Source organism: Plantactinospora sp. CA-290183 (assembly GCF_050936375.1).
GTDB lineage: Bacteria > Actinomycetota > Actinomycetes > Mycobacteriales > Micromonosporaceae > Plantactinospora.
Genome location: NZ_JBNJMX010000001.1, coordinates 527,302 through 545,945, shown reverse-complemented (window position 1 = coordinate 545,945; position 18,644 = coordinate 527,302). Strand labels below are relative to the sequence as shown.

13 protein-coding genes are annotated in these 18,644 nt (G+C 74.0%); 2 read left to right on the top strand and 11 right to left on the bottom strand.

Annotated features, from left to right (window positions below):
• Positions 1–2: 2 nt before the first annotated feature.
• The 9 genes from ACQEUR_RS02630 to ACQEUR_RS02590 all read right to left on the bottom strand — a co-directional run bounded on the left by ACQEUR_RS02630 (position 3) and on the right by ACQEUR_RS02590 (position 11,243).
• Entirely contained in the window at positions 3–1,184 is a 1,182-nt protein-coding gene (locus ACQEUR_RS02630; RefSeq protein ID WP_433024629.1) for a substrate-binding domain-containing protein, read from the bottom strand.
• A 330-nt stretch (positions 1,185–1,514) separates the two neighbouring features.
• Entirely contained in the window at positions 1,515–3,335 is a 1,821-nt protein-coding gene (locus tag ACQEUR_RS02625) for a protein kinase domain-containing protein (protein WP_433024627.1), read from the bottom strand.
• A 177-nt stretch (positions 3,336–3,512) separates the two neighbouring features.
• On the bottom strand, positions 3,513–5,078 hold the full coding sequence (locus ACQEUR_RS02620) for a fused MFS/spermidine synthase (protein WP_433024625.1): 1,566 nt from the start codon (positions 5,076–5,078) through the stop codon (positions 3,513–3,515).
• A 36-nt stretch (positions 5,079–5,114) separates the two neighbouring features.
• Positions 5,115–6,161 carry a coiled-coil domain-containing protein gene (locus ACQEUR_RS02615; RefSeq protein ID WP_433025900.1) on the bottom strand — a complete coding sequence of 349 codons (1,047 nt, stop codon included), beginning with the start codon at positions 6,159–6,161 and terminating at the stop codon, positions 5,115–5,117.
• A gap of 193 nt (positions 6,162–6,354) precedes the next feature.
• Entirely contained in the window at positions 6,355–7,131 is a 777-nt protein-coding gene (locus ACQEUR_RS02610; protein WP_433025897.1) for an inositol monophosphatase family protein, read from the bottom strand.
• A gap of 52 nt (positions 7,132–7,183) precedes the next feature.
• On the bottom strand, positions 7,184–7,636 hold the full coding sequence (locus ACQEUR_RS02605) for a response regulator (RefSeq protein WP_433024623.1): 453 nt from the start codon (positions 7,634–7,636) through the stop codon (positions 7,184–7,186).
• A gap of 25 nt (positions 7,637–7,661) precedes the next feature.
• Positions 7,662–9,449 carry a sensor histidine kinase gene (locus tag ACQEUR_RS02600; protein ID WP_433025894.1) on the bottom strand — a complete coding sequence of 596 codons (1,788 nt, stop codon included), beginning with the start codon at positions 9,447–9,449 and terminating at the stop codon, positions 7,662–7,664.
• Positions 9,449–10,693 carry a PP2C family protein-serine/threonine phosphatase gene (locus ACQEUR_RS02595; RefSeq protein WP_433024621.1) on the bottom strand — a complete coding sequence of 415 codons (1,245 nt, stop codon included), beginning with the start codon at positions 10,691–10,693 and terminating at the stop codon, positions 9,449–9,451. The genes ACQEUR_RS02600 and ACQEUR_RS02595 overlap by 1 nt, the downstream gene beginning before the upstream one ends.
• A gap of 187 nt (positions 10,694–10,880) precedes the next feature.
• Positions 10,881–11,243, bottom strand: a complete 363-nt coding sequence (locus ACQEUR_RS02590) for a hypothetical protein (RefSeq protein ID WP_433024619.1) — start codon at positions 11,241–11,243, stop codon at positions 10,881–10,883.
• A gap of 133 nt (positions 11,244–11,376) precedes the next feature.
• On the opposite strand from ACQEUR_RS02590, the gene ACQEUR_RS02585 reads away from it, so the two are divergent.
• Complete coding sequence (locus tag ACQEUR_RS02585; protein WP_433024617.1) at positions 11,377–13,749, top strand: M28 family peptidase; 2,373 nt, start codon at positions 11,377–11,379, stop codon at positions 13,747–13,749.
• A gap of 310 nt (positions 13,750–14,059) precedes the next feature.
• On the opposite strand, the gene ACQEUR_RS02580 is transcribed toward ACQEUR_RS02585, so the two are convergent.
• Complete coding sequence (locus ACQEUR_RS02580) at positions 14,060–16,354, bottom strand: glycoside hydrolase family 9 protein (protein ID WP_433024615.1); 2,295 nt, start codon at positions 16,352–16,354, stop codon at positions 14,060–14,062.
• A gap of 399 nt (positions 16,355–16,753) precedes the next feature.
• Here ACQEUR_RS02580 and ACQEUR_RS02575 point away from each other — a divergent pair, with 399 nt between their 5' ends.
• Positions 16,754–17,137 carry a hypothetical protein gene (locus ACQEUR_RS02575; protein ID WP_433024613.1) on the top strand — a complete coding sequence of 128 codons (384 nt, stop codon included), beginning with the start codon at positions 16,754–16,756 and terminating at the stop codon, positions 17,135–17,137.
• 63 nt (positions 17,138–17,200) lie between these two features.
• Here the strand turns inward: ACQEUR_RS02575 and ACQEUR_RS02570 are convergent, their stop codons facing one another.
• On the bottom strand, positions 17,201–18,643 hold the full coding sequence (locus ACQEUR_RS02570; RefSeq protein WP_433024611.1) for a dihydrolipoyl dehydrogenase family protein: 1,443 nt from the start codon (positions 18,641–18,643) through the stop codon (positions 17,201–17,203).
• Position 18,644: the final 1 nt, after the last annotated feature.

Genomic DNA, 18,644 nt, shown 5'->3' with positions numbered 1-18,644 from the left:
GCTCAGCCCTTCATCGGTACGGCCGGCGGCGCCGTCTCGTCCGGCGTCAGCACCTTCTGCGGGTCGGCCTTGATCGCCTCACCGGCGCCGCCGAGCCTGGCCTGGAACATCGGTTGCAGCAGCGCGTGGTCCTCGGCCCGGACGGTCATCCTGCCCTTGACCCCGTCGAAGCTCCAGCCCTCCAGCGCGGTCACCATCCTGTCGACGTCGTCGCCACCTTCCTGCGCGGCGCGGACGACCATCTGCGCGGCGGTGAAGCCGTCGGGGTGGAACAGGTCCAGCGACCCGCCCGGCACGGTGGCCCTGGCGGCCTTCGCCGCGGGGTTGTCGGCGGCGGCGTCGAAGAAGTGCGAGAGGAAGGAGATCTTGCTGCCGGCCGCGCCGAAGGTCGGCCAGGAGGCCCGGATGTCCAGCCCGGTGACGACCGTGGTCGAGCCGAGCACGCCCTGCTGGTCGAGGGTCTGCCACATCGCCGGGGCGGAGGTGCCGGCCCAGGCGACGAAGAGCAGGTCCGGCCCGGCCGAGGTGAGCTGGCTGGCGAACGGCGTGAAGTCGGTCGCGCTGGCCGGCGCCAGCACACTGGTCACGGTGGCGCCCGCGGCGCCGATGACCGCCTTGACGGCCGCCTCGTTGCTCTTGCCGAACGCGCTGTCCTGGGCGAAGACGACGACCTTCTTGCCGGTGGCGTCACCGATGAAGGACTTCGCGGTCATCACGTCCTGGTACGACTGCCGGCCGGAGCGGAAGGTGTACTTGTTGACCCCGGTCACGCCGTCGGTGGCGGCCGGGCCGGAGATGAAGAGCACCTTGTTCTGGGCGGCGATCGGGGCGACCTGGAGGGCGACCCCGGAGGCGGTCGAGCCGGCGAGGATCCGGTAGCCCTTGCCGATCAGGTCCTTTGCCGCGGAGACCGCCTTCGCCGGGTCACCCGCGTCGTCGACCTCGGTCACCTCGACCGTACGCTCGCCGATCTTGTTGGTGCCGTTCGTGGCGTACGACAGGCCGGCCCGGAAGCCTTCGATGTACTGCTTGCCGTAGCTGGCCAGCGCGCCCGACTGGGAGTAGACCAGGCCGACCCTGACCGGCGCGGCGCCGTCGCCGCCCCCGGTCGCGGTCTCCTGCGGGCTGCCGCAGGCCGTCGCGGCGAACGCCACGGCCAGCGCCGTGGTGGCGGTGACGAGCACGCGCCGTCTCGTAGCGGCGGTGACAGGCACGCGCCGTGTCGCAGCGGCGGTGACAGGCACGCGCCGTGTCGCAGCGGCGGTGACAGGCACGCGCCGTGTCGTCCGGACCGTCATCATCGCTCCACGTGAGGGGTTGGGAAGAGCATCGTCGGCTCACGGTAGGAGTGACGTCCCGCACGTGCCATGTGGCGGAAACCCACAAGTAGCGGTGCGGGGATGGCTGGCGCAGACAGCGGTCGCCCGGTCCCGGCCGGTACGCCGGGTACCCGGGGCCGGACGCCCCGGCCGATCCCCGGCGGCTGTGTCGGCGCCGCCCACCCGCGACGGCGGTCAGTTCTCGCCGTCCTCCGAACCCTCGTCCTCGTCCTCGTCGCCGGAGCCCTCGTCGCCGGACTCCTCCTCGTCGCCGGAATCCTCGTCGTCGTCGGAGTCCTCGCCGTTGCCGCCCGGGTGCTGGCCCTTGCCCGGCGCCTTGCCGGGCTTCGCGGCCGGCTTCTTCGGCTTCGGCTTCGCGCTCTGTCCGGACCCCTCGCCGGTGCCGGTGCCGGTCCCGGTACGCCCGTCCGGGCTGGCGCCGGCGCCCTGGGTGCCCGAGTCGGTCGGGGAGCTGACCGGGGCCACCGCACCCGCCGCGACGCCGCCGGCGTCCACCGGTTCCCCGCTCACCCCGGTGACCCGGGCCCGGCAGGGCGCGCCGGCGAGACGGAACTCGACCGGCAGCGGGTTGGCCCCCGCGTACGTGCCGGTGAGCTCGAACCGGGCCTCGCCGCCGGCCGGAAGTGTCGTCTCGGGGCCGCCCGGCTCCGGCCGGATCGACACCTCCCGGCCCTGCTGGCCCGAGCCGGACGTCGGGTTGCGGGTCAGCATCTGGTCGCCGGGGAAGGCGAAGGTGACCGCCCAGTCCGGGATCGGCGCGACGCCGGTGTTGGTGACCGTGAGGTCGGCCCGGAAGGCGCGGCCGGAATCGGTCCGCAGCGCGTAGTCGACCTGGCAGGTGCTCTCGCCGCCCAGCGCCAGGTCGGTCCGCTGCCCGCCGTCGGCCGGACTGCTGGAACCCCCGGTACCGGCCCAGATCAGCCCGGTCACCGCGATCAGGCCGGCGGCGACCGCCACGGCCCGGGTCCGGTCGGTGCCGGCCAGGGCCGGGCGGCCCCGGCGGGCCCCGGGCAGTGGGAGCGCGCCGGTCGCGGTCGACCAGGGCAGGATCGTCGTGTTGGCGGTGGAGAGCGCCGCCCCGTCGTCGGCCGCCGCCGGGTCCGCCCCGGACGGTACGGGCAGCGCCGGCACCGCCACCGCCACCCCGGCGGCCGCGGCCAGGGTACGGGCCACCTCGACGCTGTGCGGGCGGTCCGCCGGGGACTTGGCCAGGCAGGCGGTGGTGAGCGCGGCGACCTCGTCGGGCAGTCCGGGCAGCGGGGGCAGCGGTTCCGGTGCCTCCCGCAGGTGGGCCCGGAGCATCTCGGTACGGGTCTTCGCCCGCCACGGCAGCCGCCCGGCCAACGCGCGGTGCAGCAGCAGCCCCAGCGCGTACACGTCGGTGGCGGGCGAGACCTCCCCCTGGTCCAGCCGCTCCGGGGCGAGGTACGCGGGCGTGCCGAAGAGGTGCCCGTCGGGTCCCGCCTCCCGCTCACCGACCAGGGCGGAGATGCCGAAGTCGACGACCTTGGCGCCCATCGGGGTGAGCATCACGTTGCCCGGGGTGATGTCCCGGTGCACCACGCCGCGTACGTGTGCGGCGGCCAGCGCCGCGGCCACCTGGGCGCAGATGGTGACCGCCTCGCGCCAGGGCAGCCGGCCCTGCCGGGCGAACCGGCTCGCCAGGGAGTCTCCGTCGACGAGTTCCATCACCACGTACGGCACGGTCCGGCCGGAGCGTGCCGACTCGCCGTAGTCGTACACCCCGACGATGTGTGGGTGGCAGAGCCGCGCGGCGGCCCGGGCCTCGGCCCGGATGCGGTGCCGGAAGGCGCGGTCGTTGGCCAGCCGCGAGGCCAGCATCTTGACCGCCACCGGGCGGCCGAGCAGTTCGTCGTAGCCCCGCCAGACCACCGCCATGCCGCCGACGCCGAGCTGTTCGATCAACCGGTACCGGTCGCCCAGCAGTTCGATCGCGTCCTCGTCCGCCGCTGTCCACCGACCCGTACCCGTCATGGCGATTCCACCTCACTCGCCACCCGGTCCCGGTGACGCCACCCCACCCATGACGATTTTCTTTGCCCGGACGGACCTCCGGCTACACCTCTTCGCGAGAAACTGTCGCGAACCGCCGGGAAACGGCGGTCGTCCCGCCGGTTCCGGCGGTGTGCGCCGCGCGGCCCGCCGGGCCGGTCAGGCGGTGGCGAGGAGCTGGTCGACCGGGGCGTACTCGTCGGTGAGCACCATCGCGTCGTCGACGAAGTGGTCGAGTTCGGTGCCGGCCAGCAGCGTGACCGGCGCGTCGACCGAGGTGTCGAGGCGTTGCCGGAGCACGTCGAGCCGCAGCGGCGCGTCGGAGCCGACGATCACGAAGTTGGCGCCCTGCGCCCCGGAGATCGCGGCCGGCGGGGCGATCAGCGCGGTGTGCGGAAACTCCGCCGCCACCGTGGCCAGTTCGGCCCGGATGAACCGCAGCGGCGGGTGGTCGATGACGTTCTGCATGTAGACGCCGCCGGGGCGGAGCACCCGGGCGACCTCGGCGGCCATCTCCCGGGTCGCCAGGTGCCAGGGCACCACCAGGTGTCCGAACGCGTCCCCGACCACCAGGTCGGCGCTGTGGGCGGGCCGCGTCCCGATCAGCATCCGGGCGTCGCCGACCCGCGCCCGCAGCTCGGGGCCGGTGCGCACGGCCAACTCGCGGCGGCCCAGCTCGACCAGCTCGCCGTCGATCTCGTACACCTCGTTGTCCGTGCCGGGCCGGGTCGCGGTCAGGTAGCGCGGCATCGTGAAGCCACCACCCCCGAGGTGTACGACGTCCAGCGCGCGCCCCGGCGGCGCCGCCACGTCGGCGACCGCGCCGAACCAGCGGGTGTACTCGAATTCGAGGTGCGTCGGGTCGGCGAGGTCCACGTAGGAGTGCCAGGCCGAGTTGAGCACCAGGTAGCGCCCGGTCGAGTTCCCCGGGTCCGCCTCCACCGAGGCGCAGTGGTAGGCGGTCTCCACGTCGCAGGGGTTGGGTGCGACGCTGGAGACGGAGGCGCCGGCCAGGCCCAGCACCGCGAGCGCCGCGGTGGCCCGGGACCGCCGGGGCAGTGCGGTGCCGCCGACCCGGTGCAGGTAGCCGGCGAGCCCGAGCCCGGCCAGCCCGAGCAGCACGGCGAGACCCACCACGATCGCGGTGCTCGGCAGGGCCGCGACCAGCACGAACCCGGTGCCCAGGGTGGCGGTGATCGCGCCCAGGGTGCCGATGCTGGAGAGCCGGCCCACCACCTGGCCGGTCCGGCGCAGGTCGCCGAGCTGCAACTTCACCACCAGCGGCGTGACGGCGGCGAGCAGCGCGGCCGGCAGGAAGATCGCCAGCGAGGCGAGCAGCAGGATGCCGACGGCGGCGCCACCACGCAGCACCTCGCCCGCGTACCGCACGATCGGCAGGGTGAGTGCGGTGGCGATGGCGGCCAGCACGAGCGCCGGGGCGAGCAGTCCGCGCGGGTCGCGCCGGTCGGCGAGCCACCCGCCCAGCCAGGCGCCGTACGCGATCGCGGCCAGCGCCACCCCGATCACCGAGCTGGTGACCTGAAGGGTGACCCCGACGTACGGGCCGACCAGCCGCAGTGACGCCGTCTCCAGTACGAGCACCGCCCCGCTGGAGAGGAAGACCAGGGTGGCGGCGAGCGCCGGGGGCAACGGCCGGTGGGAGCCGGCGGTGCCGCCGGGGGACACCGGGCGGACGTCGGCTACATCCGGTGGTGAAGAGTCCATCGCAGCGATGGTACGCAGTCCTCCGGCGGCTCCGGGCTACAACATCGAGAGATGAACGTGGTTCGTGTGGTCGGCGGCCGGGCTGCCACCCCCGCTGTAGGAGCGCCACCCGGTACCGGGCATCCAGATCTTCCGGTACCAGATCACGTACATCACGCCGAGCCGGCCGGCGTTCTTGACGTAGAACGAGGCCACCGCGTCGCCGTAGCTCCGGTCCCCACCGGTCGCGCTCTCGTTCTTGAACCCGCCGGCGGCGGCGGAGAAGTCACAGGCCCGCCCCTTCGGGTGCTCACCGCCGCCGCCGCTGCGGTGGCAGGAGGTGTGCCGCCGGTAGCCGTTCGCCTCGGCCTGCCGGAGCGCGTGCAGGGTGCGCGGGGTGATGCAGCCGGAGGTGGTGGGGTCGTTGATGGTGCAGGACTCCCTGGGCCAGGAGCCGTCGGAGTTGCGCGGCGCGGACTTCGCCAGCGGCGAGTTGGCGCTGATGAACCCGCCGGTCGGGTTGCCGCCCACGGCCGCGAGCGCCTTCTCGGCGTCCTTCTTCTTCCGGGCGATGACCGCCACCTGCCGGGCCTGCTCCTTGACCTCGGCGTCGATCGCCGCCTTGGCCCGGGCGGCCTGGTCCAGCGACTCGCCGAGCAGCCGGAGCTGCCGGTCGTTGCGCTGGGCGATCATGTCGAGGCCGGCGGCGCGCTCCAGGAACGCGTCGGGCGAGGCGCTGTTGAGCAGCGCCGACACCGGGGTGAGCCGGCCGGTGCGGTACGACTCGGCGGCGATCACCCCGACCTCCTCGGTGAGCACCGTGATCCGCTCCTCGACCTCCTTGAGCTGGGTGCCGAGCCGCACCTGCCGCTTCTTGGAGTTCTGCAACCGGGCGCTGGCCTCGACGTGCCCCTTCGAGGCCGCCTCCAGCGCGTCGCGGAGCTTCTTGGTGCCGCCCTCGTCACCGGGGCTGCTCGGCGCGGCGAGCACCGGGGTGGGCCGCGCCGTCGTGACGAGGAGCGCGGGTGCCGTGACCAGGACCGCGGCGGCGGCGAGCAGCGCCGTGACCCGGCGCGGGCCCTGGCGACGGGCGATGGCCGTCATACGCACGAAAGCCGTTCCTTCCGTCGGCCGCCCGACCCCCGGTCGTCCACAGTGCCCGTGCGGCGGCGGTCGCCGCCGGCACCCGGTGGGGTGCCCACCTGTCGGAGACCGCCGGCCAGAATACCGGAACGGAGCCGGCCTGTCGGCCCGGACATCTACCGGCGTAATACCACGAACAGGACCGGGTGTCGCCTCATCCGCCGTTCATCAGCGCGTCGTGCACGACGGTCCAGATCCGTTCGTTGGCCGCGACCAGCAGCCCCTTCCGCCCGTCGCACGGGTCGTACGGGCCGCCGTCGAGCCGCCGCGCCACCCCGCCGGCCTCCTGCACCAGCAGCGCACCGGGCACGTGGTCCCAGGGCAGCGTCCGCCAGAAGAGGGCGAACTGCTGTCGACCGAGCACGATGTCGGGATACTCCCGGCCCGCGCAGTGCTGCCCGGACAACACCTCGCCGATCCGCGCCACGCCGTGCCGCATCCGTTCGCGCAGCTCCGGCGGGAGGAAACGGGTCCCGAGCACCCCGCGCAGCGCCTCCAGCGGCACCGCCTCCGGCGTGGCGCGCACCGCCTCCCCGCCGATCCGCGCCCCGGCACCGGCCCGGGCCACCGCCAGGCTGTCCGCCACCGGGTCGAGGATCCAACTGGCCTCGGTCACCCCGGCGCGCCGCAACGCGACCATCACCGCGAAGGGCTCCCGGCCGGCCGCGAAGTTGGCCGTGCCGTCCAGCGGATCGACGATCCAGACCGGCCGGGAGTCCGCGAGCCGGTCCAGCACCCCGGGATCGGCCGCCACACCCTCCTCGCCGACCACCTGGGAGCCGGGGAGCAGCCGACGGAGCTCGCTCTCCAGGATCTTCTCGGCCTCGCGGTCCGCGACCGTCACCACCTCGCCCGGCGCCTTCTCCAGCACGTCGGACTCGCCCAGCTTGCGGAACACCGGCAGGATGGCGGTCTCGGCGACCCGGCGCATCAGGGCGGCCACCTCGTCGAGCAGGCCGGCGGGCAGCTCGCCGACCGGGCCGTCAGCCACGGGGCGGAAGTTTCACGACGCTCACGAAGAACTCGTCGATCTGGCGCACCACCGAGATGAACCGCTCGAAGTCCACCGGCTTGGTGACGTACGCGTTCGCGTGCAACTGGTAGCTGCGCAGGATGTCCTCGTCGGCGCCCGAGGTGGTCAGCACCACCACCGGGATCCGGCAGAGCTGCTCGTCCTTCTTGATCTCCTCCAGCACCTCCCGGCCGTCGCGCCGGGGCAGGTTGAGGTCGAGCAGGATCAGGTCCGGGGCCACCGCGTCGGCGTACTCGCCCTCCCGGCGCAGGTAGGCCAGCGCGGCGGCGCCGTCGGAGACCACCGTCAGCCGGTTGCGCAGCTTGTGCTCCTCGAACGCCTCCTGCGTCATCAGCACGTCGCCCGGATCGTCCTCGACCAGCAGCACCTCGATCGGGCTCCTGCCATCAGCCGGCGCCGTCATCGCCCCTCCTCACTCGCCCGTCCCGTCATCCCACACTCTCCCTCATGCCGTCGCCCGGCCGGGCCGGCTCGCCCGTACGCTGCCGTGCGCCACCCCCGGGACGGGCGGGTTCGGCATCCGTACCGGACGGCTCGTCGGCCGCGGCGGCGTCGGAGGAGTCGGTGCCGGGCGCCCCGGCGACCGGCGGCGAGGCGGAGGCGCCCGCCGCCCCCGGCTCGGAGCCGGCCGGCTCGGCGGGCTCGGCGGGCTCGGCGGGCTCGGCGGGACGGTCCAGCTCCGCCGCCGCCGGCAGGGTGAACCGGATCGCGGCGCCCTCCGGCACCGTCGAGTCGGCCCAGACCCGCCCGCCGTGGTACTCGACGATCTTCTTGACGATCGCCAGCCCGATGCCGGTGCCCGGATAGGCGTCCTTGGCGTGCAGCCGCTGGAAGATCACGAAGATCTTGTCGGCGAACTCCGACTCGATCCCGATGCCGTTGTCCTGGCAGCTGATCTCCCACTCGTCGCCGACCCGCCGGGCCGAGACGTGCACCCTCGGCGGGCTGTCCGGCCGACGGAACTTCAGCGAATTGCTGACCAGGTTGACCAGCAGGTTGGTCAACAGGGTCTCCTCGCCCCGGACCACCGGAAGATCCGACCAGGTCAGCTCGCCCTTGACGTACTGGCGGGTGGCCTCGGTCTGCGCCGCCACCTCGCCCAGCACGTGGTTCAGGTCGACCTCGGTGAAGCCGCTGGTGATCCGGCCGATCCGGGAGAAGGCGAGCAGGTCGTTGATCAGGCGCTGCATGCGCTGGGCACCGTCGACCGCGAACGCGATGTACTGGTCGGCGCGCTCGTCGAGCTGACCCGCGTACCGGCGCTGGAGGAGCTGGCAGAAGCTGGCCACCTTGCGCAGCGGCTCCTGCAGGTCGTGCGAGGCGACGTAGGCGAACTGCTCCAGATCCCGGTTGGACCGGACCAGTTCCTCGGCCTGCTTCTCCAACTGGCTGTTGACCCACTCGATCCGCTCGCGCGCCTCGCGTACCTCGGTCAGGTCGGCGGCGATCCGCTGGCGCATCGCGTCCACGTCGACGGCGAGCCGGGCCAGCTCCGGCGGCCCGACATGCTCGATGCTGCGCTGGTACTGGCCGCCCGCGACCTCCCGCACCTGGGCGGCCAGCGTCGTCACCGGGCCGATCACCAGCCGGTTCAGCGAGGTCATCAGCGCCAGCCCGGCGAGCAGCACCACGATCGCGGCCAGGATCAGCAGCAGCACCAGGGTGTTCCCGGTACTCCGGGCCTGCTCCGCGACGGAGTTGCGCAGCTCCAGGATCGACGCCTGGAGCGCGTCCACCGCACCGCGCAGCCCGGTGAAGCGCTCGCTGCCCTGCGCGGTCAGGTGCGCCTGCCCGGCCCCGGTCCCCCGCGTCGTGGTCGCCGCGATGGCCGGCTCGGCCACCACCTCCCGCCACTGCCGGGCCTGGTCCTCCACCACCCGCAGCTGCCGGCGGATCCCGGGGTGGTCGTCCAGCAGCGCGTCCATCGAGGCGATCAGCTGCTCCTCGCGCCGCATCCCGGCACGGTACGGCCCGAGATCCGCCTCGTTGCCGGTCACCGCGAAGCCGCGGACCCCGGTCTGCTGGTCGACCAGGGAGCTGAGCAGCGCCTGCGCGTCGGTACGCAGCGGACCGGTCTTGGTGAGCAGGGTATCCAGGTGCTGCCGGTTGTTGGCCGCCACCACCGCCGCGCTGGCCGCGAGCAGGCCCAGCACCACACCCACCACCACACAGAGCGCGGTGACCCGACGGCGCAGGGTCCAGTTGCGCGGTCCCATCACCGGCCGGCCCCCCGGCTCACCAGCAGCATCGCCACGTCGTCGGAGAAGGGGCCGCCGTTGCGCTCCTCGGCCCGTCCGACCAGCCACCCGGGCAGCTCCGACAGCGGCACGTCCCGGGTGCCCGGATCGGCCACCATCTCGGCCAGCCCGGTCACGTCGAGTCGGTCGTCGCCCTCGCCGATCCGACCCTCGATCAACCCGTCGGTGTACATCAGCAGAGACCAGTCATCGGTGTCGAACTCCAGGTCGTAGGCGACGGACGGCTGCGGGCGTACCCCGAGCAGCAGGCCGGTGGGGGCCGGGACCGGGACGACCCGGCCGCCGGCGAGCAGCAGCGGCGGCGGATGCCCACCGAGCCGTACGGTGGCCCGGTTGCCGGCCAGGTCGAGCCGGACGGCGGCCACCGTGGCGAAGATCTCCCGCAGCGAGCGTTCGCTCATCAGCACCTGTTCCAGGGCCGGCAGCACCTGCTCGTCCGGGACACCGGCCAGCACCAGGGCCCGCCAGGCGACCCGCAGCTCGACCCCGAGCGCCGCCTCGTCCACACCGTGCCCGCAGACGTCGCCGACGATCAGGTCGAGCCGGTTCGGGGTGGTCTGCACCACGTCGAAGAAGTCCCCGCCGATCAGGGCCGCGTGCCGTCCCGGGCGGTAGAAGGTGTGCACCACCACCTGGTCGGTGTCCATCAACGGCTGCGGCAGCAGGCCGCGCTCCAACCGGGCGGACTCGGCCTGGCGCAGCTCCACCTCGCGCAGCCGCCGGGTGTTCTCGTCGGCCCGCTTCCGCTCGACCGCGTAGCGCAGCGCCCGGACCAGCAGCACCCCGTCGACCTGGCCCTTGACCAGATAGTCCTGGGCCCCCTCGGCCACCGCGCCGATGCCCAGGTGCTCGTCGGAGCGCCCGGTGAGTACGCAGACGGCGGCGCCGCTGGACATGCCGAGCACCTGGCGGAGCCCGTCCAGCCCCTGCGCGTCCGGCAGACCGAGGTCGAGCAGTACGCAGTCGACCCCGCCGATCTGCGACCGGGCCTCGGTGAGGCTGGTCGCGAGCAGCAGGTCGATGGCCGCGTCGGCCTCGGTGAGCAACTCCTGGACCAGGAACGCGTCGCCCTCGTCGTCCTCGATGAGCAGGACCCGTAGCCGCTCCCCCGGTGGCAGGTTCGGATGCCGCCCGTACCCGCCGTGCGGATAGACCCGGGGCGGTACGACGGAGGAGCCGGTCACCGCGCCGCTCCCCGCCATCCGGACCGTCGCCCGACGACGACGCTCCGCTCGGTCACTGCGCCTCCCCAGTCCGATCCGTCGTACCCCGGCCGCGACCGGCGGCGCCCTCCACGGGACGCCGCGCGATCGCCGGGCTGATCCTGTACCACCCAACGCTGCCACACAACACAGGTGGCGCCGAGTCCCGCCCCCCGCGGGTCGGCACTCATCCCGTACGGTCCGCCGCCTCCGCCGGAGCCTGCCGGCGGATCCGTTCGGCCTGGTGCGCGATCACCTCGCCGAGCACCCCGTGCAGCCGGCCGCAGTCGGCGCAGTGCAGGTTCTCGTCCAGTCGACGCCCGCCGCAGCTCGCGCAGGTGCCCCGGTCGGCCCGGTCCCGGTAACCGGCCAGGGCCGCACCGAGCGCCCGGGCCAGGTGCGGGGTGAGCGGTACCCGCTCCACGGCCCCACCGGAACCGACCTCGACGGTGCCGACCGGCGCGGCGCCCGGTTCGGGGTCGTACGGCGCCACCCGCGAGACGAAGTCCCGCAGCACGGCGATGGGGTCGGGGATCCCGGCAGTAGACATGTAGCTCACGCTATGCGATGGCATCGCCGTCCGGGTTACCGGCCACGGCCCGACCGATCGGAGGGCGCCGGCCGGCGGGCGGCGGGCGATGATGGCACTCGCCGCCCCCACCCCGGCCCCCCTGGAGGCACCCGTGCCGACCCCGCTCCAGCCACCCGCCGAGCGCGCCCTCGCCCGTCCGCGCCGCCGCCGGCTCGCCGCCGTCGCGGCGCTCGGCGCGCTGCTGGCGGTCGGTGCCGCCGCGCTCCTCGGGCTGCGACCCCCGGCACCGCTGCGCGCCGACGCGCCCGTCGAGGCGTTCAGCGCCGAGCGGGCGTACACCCATCTGGAGACGATCGCGGCGCAGACGCACGTGGCCGGCAGCCCGGCGGCCGAGCGCGCCCGCCGCCACATCGAGGAGGCGCTGCGGAAGCTGGGCCTCACCCCGGAGACCCAGGACACCGTCGGCGGCGAGGCGGGCCAGCTCAGCGGCGGCGCGGGCGGCGCGACCCTGGCCCGGGTACGCAACGTGGTGGCCCGGCTGCCCGGTACCGCGCCGACCGGGCGGATCTTCCTGGTCGCGCACTACGACTCGGTCCAGGTCGGGCCGGGCGGCAACGACGACGCGGCCGGCACCTCGGCGATCCTGGAGGTGGCCCGCGCACTCACCGCCGGACCGCGCCCGCGCAACGACATCGTCTTCGTCCTCACCGACGCCGAGGAGGCCTGCCTCTGCGGCGCGGCGGCGTTCGCGGCCGACCACCCGCTGGCCGCCGACGGCGGCGTGGTGCTCAACCTGGAGGCGCGGGGCAGCAGCGGTCCCGTGATCATGTTCGAGACGTCCCGCCGGAACGCCGGCCTGGTCGACGTCTTCGGCCGGGCCGCACCGCACCCGGTGGGCACCTCGTTCGCCGTCGAGATCTACCGGCTGCTGCCCAACGACACCGACTTCACCGCCTTCCTCGACAACGGGTTCACCGGGCTCAACTCCGCCTACATCGACGGGGCGGCGCTCTACCACACCCCGCTGGACACCCCGGCCGCCGTGCACCGGGGCAGCCTCCAGCAGCACGGCGACAACACCCTCGCCCTGGCCCGCGAGTTCGGCGCGGTCGACCTGGCCGGCCTGCCGGCCGGCGGGGACGCGACCTACTTCCCCGTACCGGGCGGGCTGGTCCGGTACCCCGGCTGGCTCACCTGGCCGCTGACGGTGCTCGCGCTCCTCGCCGTCGCGGCGCTCGGCTGGCTGTCCCGGCGACGCGGGTACCTCTCCTGGCCCCGGCTGGGCGCCGGCCTCGGGCTGGTCCTGGTGCCGCTGCTGGTCGCCCCGGCCGGGGCGTACCTGCTCTGGGCGGCGGTCACGACGATCCGGCCCGGGTACGCCACGCTGCTCGACCCGTACCGCCCGCTGTGGTACCGGCTGGCGGTGCTGGCGCTGGCCGCCGCGGTCCTGTTCGGCTGGTACGCGCTGACCCGTCGGCGGACCGGGCCGGCCGCACTCGCCGTCGCCGGGCTCGGCTGGCTGGCCGTACTCGGAGTTCCGCTCGCCCTCCTCGCACCCGGCGGGGCGTACCTGACCACGCTGCCGGCGCTGGCCGGCGCGGTCGCCGGGCTGACCGCCCTCGCGGTCCGCGCCGAGAGTCCCGTGGCGGTGGTCGCGGTGACCGCCGGGGCCGCGGTCGGGGTGCTCCTGCTGCTGCCCACCGTCGTCCTGCTCTTCCCGGCGCTCGGCATGGCGATGGGCGCCGTCGCGGCGCTGGTCGCGGTCCTGCTCGGGCTGGCCGCCCTGCCGGTACTCGACCTGCTGCACCCGGCGGCCGGCGGGCAACGGGGCATGGCCGCGCTGCGCGCCCGGCGGGCCGCCGCGGTACCGGCGCTGGCCGCGGCGCTCGGCACGGTGATCTGCGCCGGGGTCGGGCTGGCCGTGGACCGCTTCGACGCCGCGCACCCCGTGCCGACCCACCTGATGTACGCGCTGGACGCCGACACCGGCACCGCCCGCTGGCTCAGCGCCGAGACCGATCCGCAGCCGTGGACGGACCGGTACGTGGACGGGCCGGCACGGGTGGGCGGGCAGTTCCCGCTGCTCGGCGGCGAGCCGCTGCGGGCCGGACCGGCGCAGCCGGCCGCGCTGCCGCCGCCCCGACTCGACCTGCTCACCGACACCGGCCCGGCCGGGCCGCGTACGCTCCGGGTCCGGCTGCTCCCCCAGCGCCCGGTACGGCTGGCCACGCTGGGCGTCGACCCGGCCACCGCCACCGTGCGGGGCGCCACCGTCGCCGGACGGCCGGTCGAGGTCGGTGCCGGTACGGACTTCTCCGTGGTCTTCCACGCCCCGCCGCCGGAGGGCATCGAGATCGAACTGCGGGTCGAACCCGTCGGCGGCGGCGCGGTCCGGCTCCGGGCGACGGACGGCAGCGACGGCCTGACCGGGCTGCCCGGGTTCCGGCCGCGCCCGCCCGGGGTGGGCGTCGTCGGCGCGCACGACTCGGAACTGGTCCTGGTCACCCGCACCTACACCCTGTGAGGCGGGGGTGTAAGGAAGGGCCCCTTCTTATCGCTTTTTGTAGAGGAAGGGCCCCCGCTTAACCACGCTGGGAGCCGCTGTAACGGATCGACGGCGCCGGACGCCGTTGTGCACAGGGGCACGTGGCCGTTCCGACCGGAAGGCCGCAGGGTTCCCGACGGGAGGACCCAGCTCATCCACAACGGGCCAGGTGAGCTGGGCGGGCCCCGGCCGGTGGACCGAACCACCGGCCGGGGCGCGCGTCAGATGTTAAGAAGGGGCCCTTCCTATACAAAAAGCGATAAGAAGGGGCCCTTCCTTACATCCTCGGTCAGCGGCGGGGGTGGGGGGCGCCGCCGGCGTCCTGGTCGGCGACGAAGGCCGCGATCCAGGCCAGTGGCGCGTTCCAGTTGATGGTCAGCTCGTTGGTCGACCAGGACTCGATGTCGTCGATGTAGCAGAACTGCGGGGCACAGCCGCGCAGCTTCTGCTGGGCGACCGGGTCCTGGATCGCCGAGTTCGGCCCGCCGGACAGGGTGCCCCGGGGCGGGTTGGGCAGCTCGGGGTTGAGCTGGCGGGCGTACCACCGGCTGTGCTGGTTGCGCGAGGCCACCTCGCCGTAGCCGGTCACGTACGACTGGTTGAGCGCGTTGCGGCCGAAGAGGTAGTCCATGGTCTCCAGCACGCCGTCCCGGTAGCGGGTGGCGCCGGTCAGGTCGAACGCGGTGGCCAGCACGATCGCGTTGTTGATGATCAGGTTGTTGGAGCCCCAGTCCCAGAGGTTGTCCGAGGGGTTGTACGGGATGCCGTACGGGTGGGCCCGCAGGGTCGCCAGGTAGCGGTCCGCGCCCTGCGCCACGGAGGCCCGGACCCGGGCCCGGTCGGGCAGCCCGCTGGGCAGTACGGCGAGGTCGAGCCGGCCGAGCGCGGCGGTGTTGCCCCAGTCCATCCCGCGCTCCCGCCAGACGTCGCCGGTGTGGTGCGGCGAGGCGAGCACGAAGTCCCGGTACTCCGGCGCGCCGGTGCTGAGGTACAGCTCCGCCGCCGCCCAGTAGAACTCGTCGCTGACGTCGGGGTCGTTGTAGGCGCCGCCGCCGTTGGCGTCCGCCGGGTCGGCGTACACCTCGGGGTTTGCCTTCGCCGCGGCCCAGGCGGTCTTCGCGGCGGCCAGGTTCCGCGCCGCGAACGCCCGGTCGTACGGCTGGAAGACCCGCGCCGCCTGGGCGGCGGTGGCGGCCAGGTTGAGCGTGGCGGCGGTGGACGGCGGGTGCAGCTCGCGCCGCTTGTCGTCCAGGTGGGGCAGCAGCGGCAGGCCGGTCCACGAGTCGTCGTGGATCTTGTGGTGTGCCATGCCGGCGAGCGGCCTGCCCGCCGGTACCTGCATCCGGAGCAGGAACTCCTGCTCCCAGCGCGCCTCGTCGAGGATGTCCGGTACCCGGTTGCCGCTCTCCGGCAGGGCCAGCGTTCGGTCACCGAGGTGCCCCGGCTGCCCGGTGGGGGCCCGCAGCGAGCGCTCGTACTCGCTCATCAGCTGGTGCACCGAGATGCCGCCGTTGACCACGTACTTGCCGTGGTCGCCGGCGTCGTACCAGCCGCCGGAGACGTCCAGGGTGTAGTCGCAGACGCCGGGCTGGCAGGGGACCTGGGTGTCGCCCTGGTTCGGCGCCGCTCCGACGTGTCCGGCCGGGCGGCCGTAGCCGGGGCGCAGCTCCTCGGAGATCTCGATGCCGCTGCGCTGGGTGTAGTAGAACTTGAGCGCGTCGGTGCGCAGCTGCTCGTAGAAGGCGTAGCCGAGGTCGAACGGCCGGCTGGTCTCCCCGTCCGCGACGAGGGTGTAGCCGGTGCCGGGCCGGGTGTACCGGCCGAAGTCGACGGTGTGCACGTTCTGCCCGGAGGAGGGGTCCAGGCCGCGCGGGGTGCTCTGTCCGGACGCCACGGTCCGGCCGGCGCCGTCGCGCAGCTGCCAGGGCAGCGCCGCGGTCGCCTCGGTGACCACGGTCGCCTTCTTCGGCCCCTTCGGCAGGTAGCCGACCTGGTTGACCCGGACCCGAGGGCCGGTGTCCGGCTCGTAGACGTCCGGTTCGGCGCCACCGCGCAGGGAGATGTTGTCCAGGCAGATCCGCCAGGGCTCGGTGCTGCCGCCGAGCTGGAACGCCACCTGCGCGTTCGGCAGGTCGACGGGTGCGGTGAAGGTGTAGCGGTAGTCGTTGCCGGACACGCTCAGCTCGGGGGTCGCCGACAGGTACTGGGTGTAGGGGTCCACCGGGAGCTGGATCAGGGCCTTGCCGACCCGGCCGGGGGTGGCCTGGCCGAAGAACCGGAACTCGTACGTCTCGCCGGCCGCCAGCGGAATGTTGTCCAGGCCGATGATGGCGTCCCAGGGGTTGACCGTCGCGCCGGGCACGTCGGCGCAGAGCTGCCCGGTGCTGGAGTCGAGGGTGAGGTTGGCGGTGCCCCACCAGGGGGCGTGGCCGGCGTCGAAGGTGCCGTTGACGATCTGCTCGGGTGGTTCCTCCGCGGCCGACGCCCCCGCGTACGCCGTCGGGGCGGTCAGCGCGGTGGTCGCCAGGGCGGCCGCGGTCACGGCGGCGAGCGGGCCGGCCCGCCGCCAGGATGCTCTCGACACGTGGATCCTTCCGGTCGTCGCGGTGGCCGGCTGCTCCGGCGACCGCCGGGGTGGGGCGAGGTCGCACGTCGGGGCCGGGATCGATGGAAGCGCTCCCAGCCGTTGGCTAACCGGAGATTGACATCGAGTTTCCGGCCTGTCAACAGCTGGCTGCGACGCCGCGACCCAGCGATCACCATAAATCGCGCCAACCCCGACGCGGCCCACCCGGGACCGGCCGGCCGGGCCGGGTCCCCGAGGCTCCGCCACCGCGCGCCGGGGCGGTTGTCGGATAACCGACCGTCGATCTCCGCCCCGTCGGCCCGATCAGCGAAATTCATGACTGACACCGGTGGCGGGGGTCGGACATCATGGCCTTGCGACCGATATGTACCGGCACCGCCACCCGAGGAGTTCCTCATGATCCGCAAGTACGGCAAGGCGCTCGTCGCCGTCGCCGGGGCGGCCCTCACCGTCGCCTACGGCGCCCTCTCCGGCGACCAGCAGATCGACCCGGACGAGTGGCTCCAGATCGCCATCGCGACCGCCACCGCCGTCGGCGTCTATCTCGTACCCCTGACCCCGCAGTACCGGTGGGCGAAGACCGCCGTCGCGGTGGTCCTCAGTGTCCTTCAGGTACTCGCCACCGTGATCCTCGGCGGGCTCGACTCCAACGAGTGGATCGCGCTCGTCCTCGCCGCGCTGACCGTGCTCGGCGTCGGTGCCGCGCCCGCGACCTCCAGCAACGGGACCAGCAGCCAGGCCGCCCCGGAGACGACGACCAGGACCAAGCAGCCGGCGTAGCCGACGCGGGGCGCCGTCGCGGCGGCGGTCCCGCACCTGGCACTGCCGCCGCTCGGCCCGCTGTCAGCGGCCGTACGCCTCCAGCAGGCGCAGCCACACCTCGCTGACGGTCGGGAACGCGGGAACGGCGTGCCACAACCGATGCAGCGGAACCTCGCCGACGACCGCGATCGTCGCCGCGTGCAGCAGTTCCGCGACGTCCGGACCGACGAGCGTGCAGCCGACGATCACCTGCCGGTCCTCGTCGACGACCATCCGGGCGTGTCCCTGGTATCCCTCGGCGTGCAGGGCGGCTCCCGCGACGGCGGCCAGGTCGTAGTCGACGACCCGGATCCGCAGCCCGGCGGCCTCGGCGGCGGCGGCGGTCAGCCCCACCGACGCGATCTCCGGGTCGGTGAAGACGACCTGCGGCACCGCACGCTCGTCGGCCGTGGCGACGTGCCGGCCCCACCGGCCGTCCTCCACCGCTTCGCCCGTGGCCCGCGCCACGATGACGTCACCCACCGCGCGAGCCTGGTACTTGCCCTGGTGGGTCAGGAGGGCGCGCCGGTTGACGTCACCGGCGGCATACAGCCATCCGTCGCCGATCAGCGCCCCGTCGGCGCCGACGACCCGCAAGGTGCCGTCGACGGTGAGCCAGGCGCCGGGCTTCAGGCCGATCCGGTCGAGGCCGAGGTCCTGGGTGTTCGGCGTACGGCCGGTCGCGACCAGGAGCTCGTCGGCGTCGACCTGCTCGCCGTCGGTGAGCGTGATGTGCAGGGTGCCGTCGCCGTCCCGGTGCACCGACGCGGCCTCGGCACCGAGGCGTACCGACACACCGGCTTCCCGCAACGACTGCGTGACCCGTTCTCCGGCGAACGGCTCCGCCAGGGGCAGCACGCCGTTCCGGGCCAGCACCGTCACCATGGATCCGAGACCTGCGAACGCGGTCGCCATCTCCGAGGCCACCACGCCACCGCCGATGACGGCGAGCCGACCGGGGATCTCGGTCGCGGCGGCCGCCTCCCGGCTGGTCCAGGGAGCCGCCTCGCGAATGCCGGTGACGTCCGGGATCAGTGCGCTGCTGCCGGTCGCGATCACGACCGCATGCCGAGCGGTGAGCGAGACGGTCCGGCCGTCCTCGCCGGTACACACCTCGACGACCCGGTCGGAGCTGATCCGTCCCTGGCCCCGGTACAGCGCGATCCCGGCCGAGTCGAGCCAGGTCACCTGCCCGTCGTCCGACCAGTTCGAGGCGAAGGAGTCGCGACGGCGCAGCACGGCTGCCGCGTCCAGGTCGCCCGTTACCGCCTCCCGCGCGCCGGGCACCCGGCGTGCCGCGCGGAGCGCGCTCGCGCTGCGCAGCAACGCCTTGGTCGGCATGCAGGCCCAGTATGAGCACTCACCACCGACCAGTTCCCGCTCGACGACGGCGGCGGTCAGGCCGCCCCGCACGACCCGATCGGCGACGTTCTCCCCGACCGGCCCCGCACCGACGACGACGACGTCATACGTGGCGTTCTCCATC